This window comes from Streptomyces sp. NPDC102402, assembly GCF_044765765.1.
Taxonomy (GTDB): domain Bacteria; phylum Actinomycetota; class Actinomycetes; order Streptomycetales; family Streptomycetaceae; genus Streptomyces.
In genome coordinates this window covers 527,308-541,183 of sequence record NZ_JBIWKR010000005.1, presented here as the reverse complement: position 1 = coordinate 541,183, position 13,876 = coordinate 527,308, and the positions used below count along the sequence as shown (strand labels likewise).

The following is a 13,876-nucleotide window of genomic DNA, read 5'->3' as shown; positions in this document are numbered from 1 at the left end:
CGGGGGCCAGGTCACGCCCGGTGCGCAAGCGGCACGGTCAGCGGCGCAGGGCCGGGTGGTCGGCGACGACGGTGCAGGAGCCAGGGGCGACCTCGGTGAACCCGGCGTCACGGACCACCGGCAGTCCGCTCGCGGTGAGTTCGCGCCAGCGGGCGGCGTCCGGGGTCGCGACGGAGAGGGGGAAGCCCGCCTCGCGCCACGCCTTGCGCTCGGTGTCCGACAGCTCCCACCAGGCGAGCTGGGCGCCGTGCCCGGCCTGCGCCATCGCCTTGCCCGCCGACATGGAGACGTCAGGGTTCATCCAGAGCACCGGACCGGCGGGGCCGGGTGCGGCGGGGGCGTCGGGGTCGTCCAGATCCGTGCCCGACACCTGGAGCTTGGCCAGCTCCTTGGGCCAGCCGTCCAGGGGCACCGGAGGGAACACCCGCACCTCGGCGTGGACACCCGTGACCGTGATCCCGGGCAGCGTGGACGCCTTGCGCCACTCCGCGCCGCGCGCCCGGCGGACCACCTTGCGGATGCGGGCGTCCTGCCAGTCGTGCATGGCCCGCGCCCACTCGCCCTCGGTCCCGCACTCCTCCTCGCCCAGTGAGCGGGGGTCCGAGAGGATCGTGAGCACCGCGCGGGCGGCGGTCACCAGGGCGTCGGTGCGCGCCGGAGGGTCCGTCTTCTCGATGTGCACCACCAGCGGAAGGACGAACTGCGGGGCCTCGTCACGCGCTGTCGGCTCCGTGCGGAAAGGGCTGTCGGCGGAGGCCTCCGGCGCTGCGGGAAGGGGCTCGGTCGTACGGTCGCTGCTCACGCACCCAGTCTGCCAGGCCACTCCGGCAACCCGTTCTTGGCAGAACGACGGGCTCCGGGTGAGGATGCACGGCATGAAGAGCGATCTCTTTTCCAGCGAGCACATGGCGCAGCAGGCCACCGCCCCCGGCATGACCCTGCAGAACGCCAAATCGATCAAGTACGCCGTCAACGGTGAGATGCACGCGCGACAGGGATCGATGATCGCCTTCCGAGGCAGTCTCCAGTTCGAGCGCAAGGGCCAGGGCATCGGCGGCATGCTCAAGCGCGCGGTGACGGGCGAGGGGCTGGCCCTGATGGCGGTCTCCGGCCAGGGCGAGGCGTGGTTCGCCCACGAGGCGGCCAACTGCTTCATCGTCGAGATGGAGCAGGGCGACGTCCTGACGATCAACGGCCGCAACGTCCTCTGCTTCGACGCGAGCCTCTCCTACGAGATCAAGACCGTGAAGGGGGCCGGCATGACCGGCGGCGGCCTCTTCAACAGCGTCTTCAGCGGATACGGGAAGCTCGGCCTGATCTGCGACGGCCAGCCCATAGTCATCCCGGTGACCGCGCAGCAGCCCGTCTACGTCGACACGGACGCGGTCGTCGGCTGGAGCGCCCAGCTCTCCACCTCCCTGCACCGTTCGCAGAGCTTCGGCTCGATGGTGCGCGGCGGCTCCGGCGAGGCGGTCCAGCTGATGCTCCAGGGCGAGGGCTTCGTCATCGTGCGCCCCAGCGAACTCAAGCCGGAGAAGCCCTCGTCCCATTGATGCCGCGAGGAGTGGGCCGCCGATGCGGCCTGCGCGGCCCCTGGGTGCTGCCCGCACACACCCTCGTGCGGATCGGGGGCCCCGGCGGTGCGGGCGGGCCGACCCCCGCTGCGGCTGCTCTCCGGTGCCGACGCGCCGACCCGGGGACGTGTCACGGGACGCCCGCGCACGGCGTACGTCTCCGAGGGCTTCCCCGCGGCGCCGCGCGAGTGAGTACGCTCGTGCCATGGACGACGCGTACTGCGAGACACCCCGGCCCGCCCCCGCACCGGCGGACGCGGGCCCGCCGTACGCGGAGTGCGTGCTCTGCCGGAAGCCGACCGAGTACCCGGAGTCGACGAAGGGCAGCACCCTCTGCCCGGTCTGCGCCTGGCAGGAGGCGGGGCGCAACGCCTGCTCCGGCTGACGACGCCCGGGCGGTGGCCCGCTCAGCCGTGCATCAGCTCGGAGACCTTGACGAAGCGGTAGCCGCGTTCGCGCAGTTCCGGGACGATCCGGCGCACCGCGTCGTCCGTCACGGGCGCCGCGCTGCGGGTGCAGTGCATGACCACCAGGGAACCGGGCTTCACCCCGTCCAGTACCTGCTCGGCCACCGCGTCCGCGTCCGTGGCGAAGGCGTCACCGCTGACCACGTCCCACTGGACCGCGGTCACCCCGGCCGGGGCCAGGGCCTTCAGCGCCGCGTCGTCGTAGCAGCCGCCCGGGAAGCGGAAGTACGGCACGACCTGGCGCGCCCCCGTCCTCCGGATCGCGGTGAAGGCCCGCTCCACGTCGTCCCGCATCTCCGTCTCCGCGACGGCCGGCAGCCCGTAGCAGGGGGAGGAGAAGGCGTAGTGGCTGAACGAGTGGTTGCCGATCTCGAACAGGGGATCGGTGCCGATCGCGCGGGCCTGGGCCGGATACTCCTGCGCCCACCTGCCGGTCATGAAGACCGTCGAAGGGACCTTCAGCCGGCGTAGCGACGCGATCAGGGCGGGGTTGTCGAAGTGTTCGCCGTCAGCGGCACGGGGCCCTTGGTCCGCGGTCATGTCCGCGTCGAAGGTGAGTGCCACGACCTTGTCGGCCCCGCCTGCCGTGCGCCGGGTGCCCGAGTCGTCCGCCCGCCGCTCGAAGACCGGCGTGAGGCCGCCGGGGCCCCGGGCGGGCACGGGTGGCCCGCTCTCCGGGGCCGGTGAAGGGGAAGCGCTGCCCTTCACCGGTTCCCGGGAGGCGGTCGGAAGCGTGGCGGTCCTGGCGTGGGTGCCCTCGGAGCCACCGCAACCGGCGAGCACCCCACTCAGAACAGTCAGCGCGATCATCGTACGAACAGATTTGATCACTGAAGGACATTAGCTGACGATTAGTCAGATAAGGTTCATGACGCTCCGGCTGTCCGGAGGCCGGAGCGCCTGGTCAGCCGCGCTGCCGCGTCCCGGTCAGCGCCAGGGGCCCGTCACCGCGAAGGTCGTCCCGGGCGTGTAGCAGTTCACGAACATCGTCCCGCCGTCCGGTGAGAACGTGACGCCGGCGAACTCTCCCCACTCCGGCTCCTCGGGCGTCCCGATGTTCTGGCGTCCGCGGGCCATCGCGTAGACCTCGCCGCGCCGTGTCACTCCCAGAACGTGCTGTGCGCCGCCCCCGTCCTCGCAGACCATCAGCCCGCCCCCGGCGGCGAGGCAGATGTTGTCCGGGGACTCGCCCGGCAACTGGACGTCGGTGTCCGGGCCGAAGACGATCACCAGCGTGAGCCGGCGCCGTTTCGGCTCGTATCGCCACACCTGCCCGAAGTGGTCGGCGGCCGACCCCTCCGCGCTGCGCGCGAAACTGGAGACGAAGTACACCGACGAGCCGCCCCGGTAACAGCCCTCCAGCTTCTGGGCGTGCGTGATGCCCTTCGGCCCGAAGTCCTGAAGCCTGATGGGCGTGCCGGCCGCCTGCGGATCCGGTACGGGGACCCACTCGATCCGGTCGAAGGAGGCTCCCGTCTCCTGGATCGCGGAGAGGTCGGGTACGCCTGGCACCCGCATGGCCTCGAGTGCGCCCCCTGCCCGCAGGGAGCCCGTCCCGCCCAGCGGCTTCTCGGGGAGGAAGCGGTAGAAGAGCCCGAACGGCCTCTCGAACGCGTCCTCCGTCTCGTAGACGATGCCGTTGTCCGGATCGATGGCGACGGCCTCGTGCTGGAAGCGCCCCATCGCGGTCAGCGGTACGGCGCCGGTACGGCGCGGATCGGCGCCGTCCACCTCGAAGACGAAGCCGTGGTCCTTCGTGTAGCCGTTGGTGCCGGCCTTGTCCTCGGTCTCCTCGCAGGTCAGCCAGGTGTTCCAAGGAGTGGGGCCACCCGCGCAGTTGACGGCCGTGCCCGCGATGGCGACGCGCTCGCCGCGTACGTTGCCGCGGCCGTCGAGCTCGAGCGACGTGCAGCCGCCCTTGCCCATGGGGTCGTAGGTGAGCCCGTCGACCGTGGGGACGCCGATCCTCCCGGTGACGCGGTTCTCGTGGTTGCGTACGAGATGCACCCTGCCGTGGCGGCCGGCGAAGGCGGCCATGCCGTCGTGATTGCTGGGGACCTGGCCCTCGCCGGAGCGGAGCGGGTCACCCTCCCGGGAGAGCACCCGGTAGTGGAAACCCTTCGGCAGGTCCAGGAGACCGTCCGGATCCGGCAGGAGGGGGCCGTAGCCGCTGTGGCCCCGGGCCTCGGCGGTGCCGGCGAAGAGTTCGGTGAAGGCCCCGGTGAAGGCGACCGAGGCGGCGGTCGCGGCGCTCCCGGCCAGGACCTGTCGTCGTGTTGCGAGTCGTCGAGGTGCGGATGACATGAGGCAACTCCCTGTTGGCGGACAGGTGAAGTGACCCGCATGTGTGTACCACGCAACGCGGCGCGCGGGAACCATGCGGGCCACGGTGCCCCATGTGTCCCCGGGGCGCGGGAGGCCCCGGGGACGCGTGGGAATCAGGCCAGAGAGGCGCTGAGCGTGATGGTGGTGCCCGTGAGCGCCTGGCTGACCGGGCAGTTCGCCTTGGCGTCCTCGGCGGCCTTCACGAAACCGGCCTCGTCCAGACCCGGAACCACGCCCTCCACGGTGAGGTGGATGCCGGTGATACCGGTACCGGGCTGGAAGGTGACTTCGGCCTGGGTGTTCAGCTGGGTGGGCGGGGTGCCCGCCGTGGCCAGCCCGTTGGAGAGCGCCATCGAGAAGCAGCTGGAATGCGCGGCCGCGATGAGCTCCTCCGGGCTGGTCTTCCCGTTCGCCTTCTCCGCGCGGGACGGCCAGGAGACCGGGAACTCCCCGACGCCGGAGGAGTCGAAGGTGACGACACCCTTGCCCTCGAGCAGGTTGCCTTCCCAGACCGTGTGCGCCTGACGCGTGGTAGCCATGCTGGATCCCTTCAAAAGGTGTGCGCGGTCATACGGACGTACGCGGTACCCGGAGGCACACGCACGTCCTTCAACCCCCGAACCTACTGCGCCACCAGTCCCTTCGCGTCACGCGCCAGTGCCGTCAGCCGCGAGATGGCCCGGAAGTACTTCTTCCGGTACCCGCCGTTCAGCATCTCGTCACTGAAGAGCCGGTCGAAGGGGAGACCGGAGGCGAGCACCGGGACCTCGCGGTCGTACAGCCGGTCCGCGAGGACCACCAGGCGCAGTGCGGTCGACTGGTCGGGCACGGGCTGCACGTCGGTGAGGCAGACCGCGGCGATCCCGTCCGTCAGTGCGCCGTACCGGCTCGGGTGGACCCGGGCGAGATGGTCGAGCAGGGACGGGAAGTCGTCGAGCGAGGCACCCGGGGTCGCGTACGCGGCCTTGGTCACCTGGTCGTCGGAGTACGGCGGGGGCGCCTCGGGCAGCCCGCGGTGGCGGTAGTCCTCGCCGTCGATCCGCAGCGGCCTGAAGTGCGCGGACAGCCCCTGGATCTCGCGGAGGAAGTCGGCCGCGGCGAAACGGCCCTCGCCGAGCTTGCCCGGCAGTGTGTTCGACGTGGCGGCCAGTGCGACGCCCGCCTCGACGAGCCTGCTGAGCAGGGACGACACGAGGACCGTGTCGCCCGGGTCGTCCAGTTCGAATTCGTCGATGCAGAGCAGCCGGTGCCCGCTCAGGGTCCGCACGGTCTGCTGGAAGCCCAGCGCGCCGACCAGGTTCGTCAGCTCGACGAAGGTACCGAAGGCCTTGAGCGAGCTGTCGGCCGGAGTGGCGTGCCAGAGGGAGGCCAGGAGGTGGGTCTTTCCGACGCCGTACCCACCGTCGAGATAGACACCGCGCGGTCCGGCGGGAGCGGCGGGCTGCTTCTTCCCGAACCACTTGCGCCGCCCCGAGCCCGTGGCGTGCGCGCCGCCGAGACTCGCCGCGAACGAGCTGAGCACCTCGACCGCCTCGGTCTGGCTCGGCTGGTCGGGGTCGGGTACGTACGTATCGAAGCGCACCGAGTCGAAGCGCGGAGGCGGCACCATCTCCGCGACCAGCCGGTCGGCGGGAACGCGCGGCTCTAGGGCGCACAGGGACTGCGGGGACGTTTCGGCTATGGGGCTCTGCCCCGGCACGACTGTGGAGGACGACACAACTCTCCACCTTAAGGCCTCACCCCGGAGGCGTTCGGCGCCGTGCCAGACTGCGGACATGCGACGCCTGCTCCCTGTGACGGACCTGACAGCCCCCGCCGAGTCCACGGAGGCCGCCGGCCGCGAGTGGACACTCGGGGAACTGGCCGACGCCTACGCCTACCCCACCGGGGGAGAGGGCCCCTGGCTCCGCGCCAACATGGTCTCCACCCTGGACGGCGCCGCCCAGCACGACGGCCGCTCCCAGGGCATCTCGTGCGCCGCCGACATGCGGATCTTCGGCACGCTGCGCGGTCTGGCGGACGCGGTCGTCGTCGGCGCCGAGACGGTGCGCACGGAGGGTTACCGGCCCGCGCGGGCCCGGGAGGCCTTCGCCGCCCGGCGCGAGGCGGCCGGGCAGGGCCCCGCCCCGGCCGTCGCCGTCGTCACCGCGAGCCTGGACCTGGACTTCTCGCTCCCGCTGTTCGTCTCACCGCTCGTCCCGACCTTCGTGGTCACCGGCGCCGCCGCCCCCGCGGACCGCGTCCGCGCGGCCCGCGAGGCCGGGGCCGAGGTGCTGTTCGCCGGCGAGGGCGCCTCCGTCGACCCGGCGCGCGCGGTGGAGGCGCTGGGCGGGCAAGGCCTCGGGCGGCTCCTCACCGAGGGCGGGCCGCGCCTGCTCGGCCAGTTCGTCGCCGCGGGAGTGCTGGACGAGCTCTGCCTGACCCTCGCCCCCCTGCTCACGGCCGGAGACGCGCAGCGCATCGCGGGCGGGCCGGCCGTCTCCGTGCCGGAACGTTTCTCTCTCGTGTCGCTGCTGGAGGAGGACGGATTCCTCTTCAGTCGGTACGGGAAGATCTGACACTTAGCGGAATAACTCGTTCCGGTTGGCTCCGGGTGGGCAGACTTAGCCCTGCTACCCCGTGCAATTGCGGGGAAGGATGGTTTCAGCACAGCGGCCGTCCCCGCGGCCGACGAGATGAAGCGGAAGGGCGCCTGTCGTGTTCACAAGCGTTTTGATGATCGAGAAGCCCCTCACCCCCGAGGACGTGGAATTCGTCACCACCCTCCACGGCGAGGAGCGGATCTCGTTCGTCGTACTGATGCAGCCCCGCAGCGACCAGGCCGACGTGCTGCTGCGCGCGATCGACGACGTGGCGATCGGAGAGCTCAGGGAAGCCGTCCGCGAAGGGGAGCGGCCGGAGGGCAAGGAGGCCAGGGAGCCCGCCGAGATGGCGCTGGAGTACTCGCTCCGGGAGCTGCGCGAGGCGGGTTCGGAGGCCGTCGGGCAGGTGGTCGAGGATCATCCGCTGGACAAGCTGAAGACCGTGGTCGACGACTCCGGGGCCGATGAGGTCATCGTGCTGACGGCACCGCACTACGTCGAGGAGTTCTTCCACCGCGACTGGGCCTCCCGGGCCCGTCACAAGGTCGGCGTACCGGTGCTCAAGCTCTTCGCGCACAGCGAATAGGCTGGGGCGGACCCAGCACCACGTCACACCTCGGGAGAGACACGTATGGCACCCGGTATTCCTGCCGCCCTTGAACGGCCGCACTTCATCGGCATCGGCGGCGCCGGAATGTCGGGCATCGCGAAGATCCTCGCCCAGCGCGGTGCGAAGGTGGCGGGCAGTGATGCCAGGGAGTCCGCCACCGCCGACGCCCTGCGCGGGCTGGGCGCGACCGTCCACATCGGGCACGCCGCAGGCCATCTGGCCGACGACGCGACCTCGGTGGTCGTCTCCAGCGCCATCCGCGCCGACAACCCCGAGCTGGTCCGCGCCGCCGAGCTGGACATCCCGGTCGTGCACCGCTCCGACGCACTGGCCTCGCTGATGGACGGTCTGCGCGCCATCGCGGTCGCCGGCACGCACGGCAAGACCACCACCACGTCGATGCTCGCCGTCGCCCTGTCCGAGCTGGCCCTCGACCCCTCGTACGCCATCGGCGGCGACCTGGAGGGCCCCGGCACCAACGCCACGCACGGCGGCGGCGACATCTTCGTCGCCGAGGCCGACGAGAGCGACCGGAGCTTCCAGAAGTACGTCCCCGAGGTCGCGATCGTCCTCAACGTGGAGCTGGACCACCACGCGAACTACGCGTCGATGGACGAGATCTACGAGTCCTTCGAGACCTTCGTCGGCAAGGTCGTACCCGGCGGCACCCTGGTCATCGCCGCCGACCAGCCCGGCGCCGTCGAGCTGACCCGCCGGGTCCGCGGCCTCCCCTCGCTCGACGTCGTCACCTACGGCGAGTCCGAGGGCGCCGACGTACGCGTGCACAAGGTCACCCCGCGCGGCCTGACCAGCGAGGTCACGGTCGTCCTCAACGGCAAGTACCTCACCTTCACGGTCTCCGTGCCGGGCCGCCACTACGCGCACAACGCGGTGGCCGCGCTCGCCGCCGGTGTCGCCCTCGGCATCCCCGCGCACAACCTGGCCTCCGCCATCGGCAAGTACACCGGCGTCAAGCGCCGACTCCAGCTCAAGGGCGAGGCGGCCGGCGTCCAGGTCATCGACTCGTACGCGCACCACCCCACGGAGATGACCGCCGACCTGGAGGCCATGCGCGGCGCGGCCACGGACGCCCGGCTCCTGGTCGTCTTCCAGCCCCACCTCTTCTCCCGCACCCAGGAGCTCGGCACGGAGATGGGCCAGGCCCTCGCCCTCGCCGACGCCTCGCTGGTGCTGGACATCTACCCGGCCCGTGAGGACCCGGTCCCGGGCGTCACCAGCGAGCTGATCATCGACGCCGCGAAAGCCGCGGGCGCCGAGGTCACGGCCGTCCACGACAAGGCCGCGGTCCCCGCCGCCGTCGCGGGAATGGCGAAGCCGGGCGATCTGGTTCTCACCATGGGAGCGGGCGACGTCACCGACCTCGGCCCGCAGATCCTGGACCACCTGTCGAGCTGAGGGAGCCACCGTGTCGTACGACGTCGAGAAGCCGGACGAGCAATGGCGGGCGGAACTGTCCCCCGCCGAGTACGCGGTGCTGCGCAAGGCCGGCACCGAGCCCGCGTTCGTCGGTGAGTACACCGACACCAAGACGGCCGGGGTCTACTCCTGCCGTGCCTGCCAGGCGGAGCTGTTCCGCTCCGACACCAAATTCGAGTCCCACTGCGGCTGGCCGTCGTTCTACGACCCGAAGGACACCGACGCGGTCGAGCTGATCCCGGACAACAGCATGGGCATGACCCGCACCGAGGTGCGCTGCGCCCGGTGCGGCTCGCACCTGGGGCATGTCTTCGAGGGCGAGGGCTACCGGACGCCCACGGACCAGCGGTACTGCATCAACTCGATCTCGCTGACCCTGGCGCCGGACGAGAGCTGAGCCGGCGCGGTCCCGCCGTCAGGGGCCGTCCGCACCACACCGCCGCGCCCGTCGGGAGCCGTCCTCCCGACGGGCGCGGCGGTGTCCCGGCCCCTCCCGTGCCCCCCCGGAGTCCGGCCGGGGGGCACGGGCGCGCTCACGTCTTGACGAGCTCGGCCGGCTGCGACGGCACCGGGATCTCCCGGTTCAGCCGCTCACCCTCGATGTCGAGGTCGGGCAGGACCCGGTCGACCGGGCCGGGCAGCCACCAGGCGGCGCGGCCCAGGAGGTGCATGACCGCCGGGACGAGGGCCATACGGACGACGAAGGCGTCGATGAGCACGCCGATCGCCAGGGCGAATCCGATGGACTTGATGATCGGGTCGGGCATGAACACGAATCCGCCGAAGACGGCGGTCATGATCACCGCCGCGGCCGTGACCACGCGCCCGTTGTGGCCGACCCCGCTGACGACGGACTCGCGGGCGTCCGCGCCGTGCACGAAGTCCTCCCGCATCCGGGAGACGAGGAAGACCTCGTAGTCCATGGCCAGCCCGAAGAGGATCCCGATGAGCAGGATGGGCAGGAAGCTGACCAGCGGTCCGGGGGTGTCGAGGCCGACCAGCCCGGCCAGGTGGCCCTCCTGGAAGATGGCGACGGTGATGCCGAACGTGGCGCCGATCGTCAGCAGGAAGCCCAGCGCCGCCTTGAGGGGCACCAGGACCGACCGGAAGACCAGCATCAGCAGCAGGACGGACAGCCCGACCACCAGCAGGAGGTAGACCGGCAGCGCGCGGGCGAGCTTCTCGGAGACGTCGATGCCCACCGCGGTGGCGCCGGTCAGAGAGACGGAGGCGCCCGTGACGCCCTCCACGCGGTCACGGATCCCGTGGACGGTGTCCTCGGTCGCGGCGTCCGTGGGACCGGTCTCGGGGATCACGGCCAGCAGGGCCGTGGTGCCCTTCTCGTTCAGCTGCGGCGGGGCGACGGCCAGCACCCCCGGGGTCTTCGTGATCAGCGAGGCCGTCTCCTTGACCGCCGCGCCGGTCGCCTGCGGGGTGCCGGCGGAGACGACGGCGATCAGCCGGCCGTTGAAGCCCTCGCCGAACCCCTCGGTGGTCAGGTCGTAGGCCTCGCGGTTGGGTGATCCGACCGCTTCGGTGCTCGCGTCGGGCAGGGCCAGGCGCATGTCCTGCACCGGCAGGGCGAGAGCGCCGAGGCCGGCCACCCCGAGGACGAGGACGGGGACGCGCAGCCGCGCCACGATCCGGCCCCAGCGGAAGCCGGATCCGGACTCGGCGGGAGCGGCCGCGGTGGCCTGCTCCCGCGTGCGCTGCTTCCGGGGCAGGACGCGGGTGCCCGCGAAGCCGAGGACGGCCGGCAGCAGGGTGAGGGAGACGAGCACCGCGAGGGCGACCGTGGCCGCCGCGGCCAGGCCCATGACCGTCAGGAAGGGCACACCGGCGACGGCGAGCCCCGCCAGCGCGATCACGACGGTGGCACCGGCGAAGACGACGGCCGAACCCGCGGTCCCGGCCGCCCGGCCGGCCGCCTCCTCACCGTCCATGCCCTGCGTGAGGTAGTGGCGGTAGCGGGAGGTGATGAACAGGGAGTAGTCGATGCCGACGGCCAGGCCCAGCATGAGCGCCAGGATCGGCGCGGTGCTGGTCAGTTCCACGACGCTGCTGAGGGCGAACAGCCCGGCCATGCCGGCCGCGACGCCGACCAGCGCGTTCAGCAGGGTCATGCCCGCCGCGACCAGGGAGCCGAAGGTGAGGACGAGGACGAGGGCGGCGACCGCCACGCCGATGACCTCGGTCGAGCCGATCTCCGGGACGCCCCGCATGATCTCGCCGCCGTGTTCGACGCGCAGCTCCGTGACGGACGCGCCGGCCTCGGTGAACGCCTCCCGCTGTGTGTCGGTGATGCCGTCGACACCCGTCGTGAACTGCACCTGGACCAGGGCGTAGCGGCCGTCCCGCGAGACGGCCTTGGACGCGAACGGGTCGACGGCCGCGAGCACACCGGGAACCTCCGCGGCCTGGGCGGTCACCGGAGCCACGGCGGCGGGCGTGAGCTTCCCGCCCTCGGGCGCGGCGACGACTATGGTGCCGGTCGCACCGCCTGCCTGCGGGAATTCCCGGGAGAGTGAGTCCAGGGCCTTCTGGGACTCGGTGCCCGGAATCGAGAACTTGCTGGTGGTGGGGCCGTTGAAGGCTGCGGCACCCCCTCCGAGCAGGGCGAGCAGGAGGAGCCAGAGGGCGAGGACTCGCCCTCGGCGGCGGAATGAGAGCCGGCCGAGCCGGTACAGCAGGATTGCCATGCGGAGGAGGCGTCCTTCTCTTCGTTCTGGACTGCTTCTGTCAGCTGCTGGGGCGCCCGAGGGCTCTCAGCGCCCCCTGGATCAATTCGGCACGCATCAAGTCCGGTTCGACGTCCTCACCGGCCGCGACCGTGACCGCCACGCCACCGATCACCATCTGGGCCATGACCCGCGCACGCGGTTCCCCCGACCGGCCCGCGAGCGCGTCCGCGAGCTGGTCGACCGCCTGGGGGATGACGGCCAGGACCGGATGGCCGAGCATGTCGGGCAGTTCGGCGAAGATGATCTTGACTTCCAGGTGGAAGCGCATCGCCAGGCCGACGTAGACCCTCACGGCCGACTCGACGGCCTGGTCACCCTTCAGCGCCGCCAACTCCTCCCGCATGACGGAGAGGCTCTCGGCCGGCGGCGTCAGCAGCTCGGTGAGGATCGCGTCCTTGCCGGCGAAGTGGTAGAGCAGGGAGGCCTTGGAGCAGTGGGCCTCGACCGCGATGTCGTGGAGCGAGGTGCCCTTGAAGCCGTGCTCGGCGAAGAGGCGCAGTGCGGCGTCGAGGATCTGACGGCGCATCGTGGAGGGCGGACGTGGCATGGGTCCACCGTAGCTGACCGATCGGTCAGAGCTGACCGGTCGGTCAGGGTCTCTCTCCGGTCCGTGTGCCGATTCCGCGCGGTGGCCGGCACCCGGTGGCGGAAAGGGAGATGGCCCCCCAGGGCTGGGGGGCCATCCGTGAACTCGTCGCCGGGGTCCGGCGCGACGGCCGGCGGGGGTGCGGAGTGCCCCGGCCGGGCGTCACTTCCCCGCCGGGCGCCCCCGGCCGAGGAACTCTCCGTCGCGCGCGACGACGACACCGCCGTGCACGACCATGTCCCGCTGGGGCATGTCCACGACGACCTGCGGCAGGCACTCGCCTCGCACGAGGACGAAGTCGGCCGGAGCGCCGGGCTTCAGGTCCGCGTGCGGGAGGCCCATGACGTCCGCGCCCCCGTGGGCCGCCACCCGGTAGCACTCCGTCAGTTCGTCGTCGAGCCGCACGTCCGTGACCCACCCGAGCAGATGTGCGCGGTGCAGCATGTCGGCGTTGCCGAAAGGGCTCCAGGAGTCGCGTACGCCGTCGGAGCCGAGCCCCACCCGCACTCCGTGCTCGCGCAGCCGGGCGATCGGGAGCACCAGCGAGCCGGACGGCGCCACCGTGGTCAGCGCGATGTCCAGGTCACCGAGATCGGCGGCGACGGAACCGAGTTCGCCGTCCGCCAGGCCGGTCAGGCAGAAGACGTGGCTGACGGTGACCTTGCCGGTCAGCGACAGGGCGCGTGTGCGGTCGATGATGCCGCGCATCGCTTCGAGCCCCTTCGCCCCGCGGTCGTGCAGATGGATGTCCAGGCCGACGCCATGGCGGTCCGCGATGCCGAAGACGGCGTCGAGCTGCTCCTCCGGAGCCTGGTCGAAGCCGCCGGGGTCGATACCGCCGATCATGTCGACGGCGCCGCCGCGCGCGGCCTCCTCCAGCAGTTCCACCGTGCCAGGGGTGCGGATCACGCCGTGCTGCGGGAAGGCCACGATCTGGACGTCCAGGGCGTGGCGCAGCCGCCGGCGGGCCTCCGCGAGCCCCTCGACCCCGGCGAGGCCGTAGGCGGGCGCCACGTCGGCGTGGGCGCGCATCCCCCGCGTACCGCGGCTGACGGCGTGGGTCATCAGGCCGTACGCGCGCTCCGCCACGGAGCGGCGCTGGCTGTGGAACAGCTCAACGTCCTGTTCCACGTAGTCGGCGATGCCGCTCGCCGGGCGGCGCGACACCCAGGATCCGCCCCAGGTCGTCTTGTCGGGGTGGATGTGCGCGTCCACGAGGGACGGCAGGGCGATGCGGCCGCCGCCGTCGACGACCCTCGCGCCCCGGGGCGCCGGGCCGTCCGAGACGCGGCCGTCGACCACCACGAGGTCGGTGGGGTGCTGGGTGCCGAGCGGGCGTACGTCACGGAAGACGACGGTCCCGGTGCCGGCCCCCGAGGGGCCGGCGGCGGTGGCTCCGGCCGGTGCGGCGACGGCCGCGGTCGTCGTGGCCGCGGTGCCGGCCAGTGCGGCGGCACCGGCCAGCATCGTGCGGCGGGAGAAGGTACCGGAGGCGGGTGAGGACGGCTGCATGGGCACTCCTGCTTCGGGGTCGGCGCGGCGAACGGGCGGGGA

Annotated in this window: 14 protein-coding genes and 1 pseudogene; 7 read left to right on the top strand and 8 right to left on the bottom strand. The window is 71.9% G+C overall.

The window, feature by feature from the left end:
- Positions 1–37 precede the first annotated feature (37 nt).
- Positions 38–877 (bottom strand): peptidyl-tRNA hydrolase, encoded by an 840-nt coding sequence (locus tag ACIRJR_RS19100; protein ID WP_403781728.1) that lies wholly within the window; start codon positions 875–877, stop codon positions 38–40.
- On the opposite strand from ACIRJR_RS19100, the gene ACIRJR_RS19095 reads away from it, so the two are divergent.
- The 3 genes and pseudogenes from ACIRJR_RS19095 (at position 876) to ACIRJR_RS19085 (ending at position 1,959) form a co-directional block, all read left to right on the top strand.
- Positions 876–1,553, top strand: a complete 678-nt coding sequence (locus ACIRJR_RS19095; RefSeq protein WP_403781725.1) for an AIM24 family protein — start codon at positions 876–878, stop codon at positions 1,551–1,553. The two genes, ACIRJR_RS19100 and ACIRJR_RS19095, sit on opposite strands and share 2 nt — an antisense overlap.
- Positions 1,553–1,754, top strand: a pseudogene (locus tag ACIRJR_RS19090) (ABC transporter ATP-binding protein); the annotation flags it as partial. The gene ACIRJR_RS19095 and the pseudogene ACIRJR_RS19090, both read left to right, overlap by 1 nt.
- 25 nt (positions 1,755–1,779) lie before the next feature.
- Positions 1,780–1,959 carry a hypothetical protein gene (locus tag ACIRJR_RS19085; protein ID WP_403781722.1) on the top strand — a complete coding sequence of 60 codons (180 nt, stop codon included), beginning with the start codon at positions 1,780–1,782 and terminating at the stop codon, positions 1,957–1,959.
- Between the two features lie 22 nt (positions 1,960–1,981).
- Here ACIRJR_RS19085 and ACIRJR_RS19080 read toward each other — a convergent pair whose 3' ends face one another.
- From ACIRJR_RS19080 to zapE, 4 genes are all read right to left on the bottom strand, one after another.
- Positions 1,982–2,851 carry a polysaccharide deacetylase family protein gene (locus tag ACIRJR_RS19080; protein WP_403781946.1) on the bottom strand — a complete coding sequence of 290 codons (870 nt, stop codon included), beginning with the start codon at positions 2,849–2,851 and terminating at the stop codon, positions 1,982–1,984.
- Between the two features lie 117 nt (positions 2,852–2,968).
- Positions 2,969–4,345, bottom strand: a complete 1,377-nt coding sequence (locus tag ACIRJR_RS19075; RefSeq protein ID WP_403781719.1) for an alkaline phosphatase PhoX — start codon at positions 4,343–4,345, stop codon at positions 2,969–2,971.
- 134 nt (positions 4,346–4,479) lie between these two features.
- Positions 4,480–4,905: an OsmC family protein gene (locus tag ACIRJR_RS19070; RefSeq protein ID WP_329234308.1), complete on the bottom strand. Its 426-nt coding sequence runs from the start codon at positions 4,903–4,905 to the stop codon at positions 4,480–4,482.
- 83 nt (positions 4,906–4,988) lie between these two features.
- Entirely contained in the window at positions 4,989–6,083 is a 1,095-nt protein-coding gene (gene zapE / locus ACIRJR_RS19065) for a cell division protein ZapE (protein ID WP_403781715.1), read from the bottom strand.
- 58 nt (positions 6,084–6,141) lie between these two features.
- Between zapE and ACIRJR_RS19060 the strand changes: the two genes are divergently transcribed.
- From ACIRJR_RS19060 to msrB, 4 genes are all read left to right on the top strand, one after another.
- Positions 6,142–6,924: a pyrimidine reductase family protein gene (locus ACIRJR_RS19060; protein WP_403781712.1), complete on the top strand. Its 783-nt coding sequence runs from the start codon at positions 6,142–6,144 to the stop codon at positions 6,922–6,924.
- 157 nt (positions 6,925–7,081) lie between these two features.
- A complete protein-coding gene (locus ACIRJR_RS19055; RefSeq protein ID WP_403781709.1) occupies positions 7,082–7,534 on the top strand; it encodes an indole-3-glycerol phosphate synthase in 453 nt (150 codons plus the stop codon).
- A 45-nt stretch (positions 7,535–7,579) separates the two neighbouring features.
- A complete protein-coding gene (gene murC / locus ACIRJR_RS19050; RefSeq protein ID WP_403781706.1) occupies positions 7,580–8,974 on the top strand; it encodes a UDP-N-acetylmuramate--L-alanine ligase in 1,395 nt (464 codons plus the stop codon).
- Positions 8,975–8,984: 10 nt separating this feature from the next.
- Positions 8,985–9,392, top strand: a complete 408-nt coding sequence (gene msrB / locus ACIRJR_RS19045; protein WP_403781703.1) for a peptide-methionine (R)-S-oxide reductase MsrB — start codon at positions 8,985–8,987, stop codon at positions 9,390–9,392.
- A gap of 136 nt (positions 9,393–9,528) precedes the next feature.
- Here msrB and ACIRJR_RS19040 read toward each other — a convergent pair whose 3' ends face one another.
- The 3 genes from ACIRJR_RS19040 to ACIRJR_RS19030 all read right to left on the bottom strand — a co-directional run bounded on the left by ACIRJR_RS19040 (position 9,529) and on the right by ACIRJR_RS19030 (position 13,834).
- Positions 9,529–11,694: an MMPL family transporter gene (locus ACIRJR_RS19040; protein ID WP_403781700.1), complete on the bottom strand. Its 2,166-nt coding sequence runs from the start codon at positions 11,692–11,694 to the stop codon at positions 9,529–9,531.
- Between the two features lie 40 nt (positions 11,695–11,734).
- A complete protein-coding gene (locus tag ACIRJR_RS19035) occupies positions 11,735–12,283 on the bottom strand; it encodes a TetR/AcrR family transcriptional regulator (RefSeq protein ID WP_403781697.1) in 549 nt (182 codons plus the stop codon).
- A gap of 201 nt (positions 12,284–12,484) precedes the next feature.
- Positions 12,485–13,834, bottom strand: a complete 1,350-nt coding sequence (locus ACIRJR_RS19030; RefSeq protein WP_403781694.1) for an amidohydrolase — start codon at positions 13,832–13,834, stop codon at positions 12,485–12,487.
- Positions 13,835–13,876 lie beyond the last annotated feature (42 nt).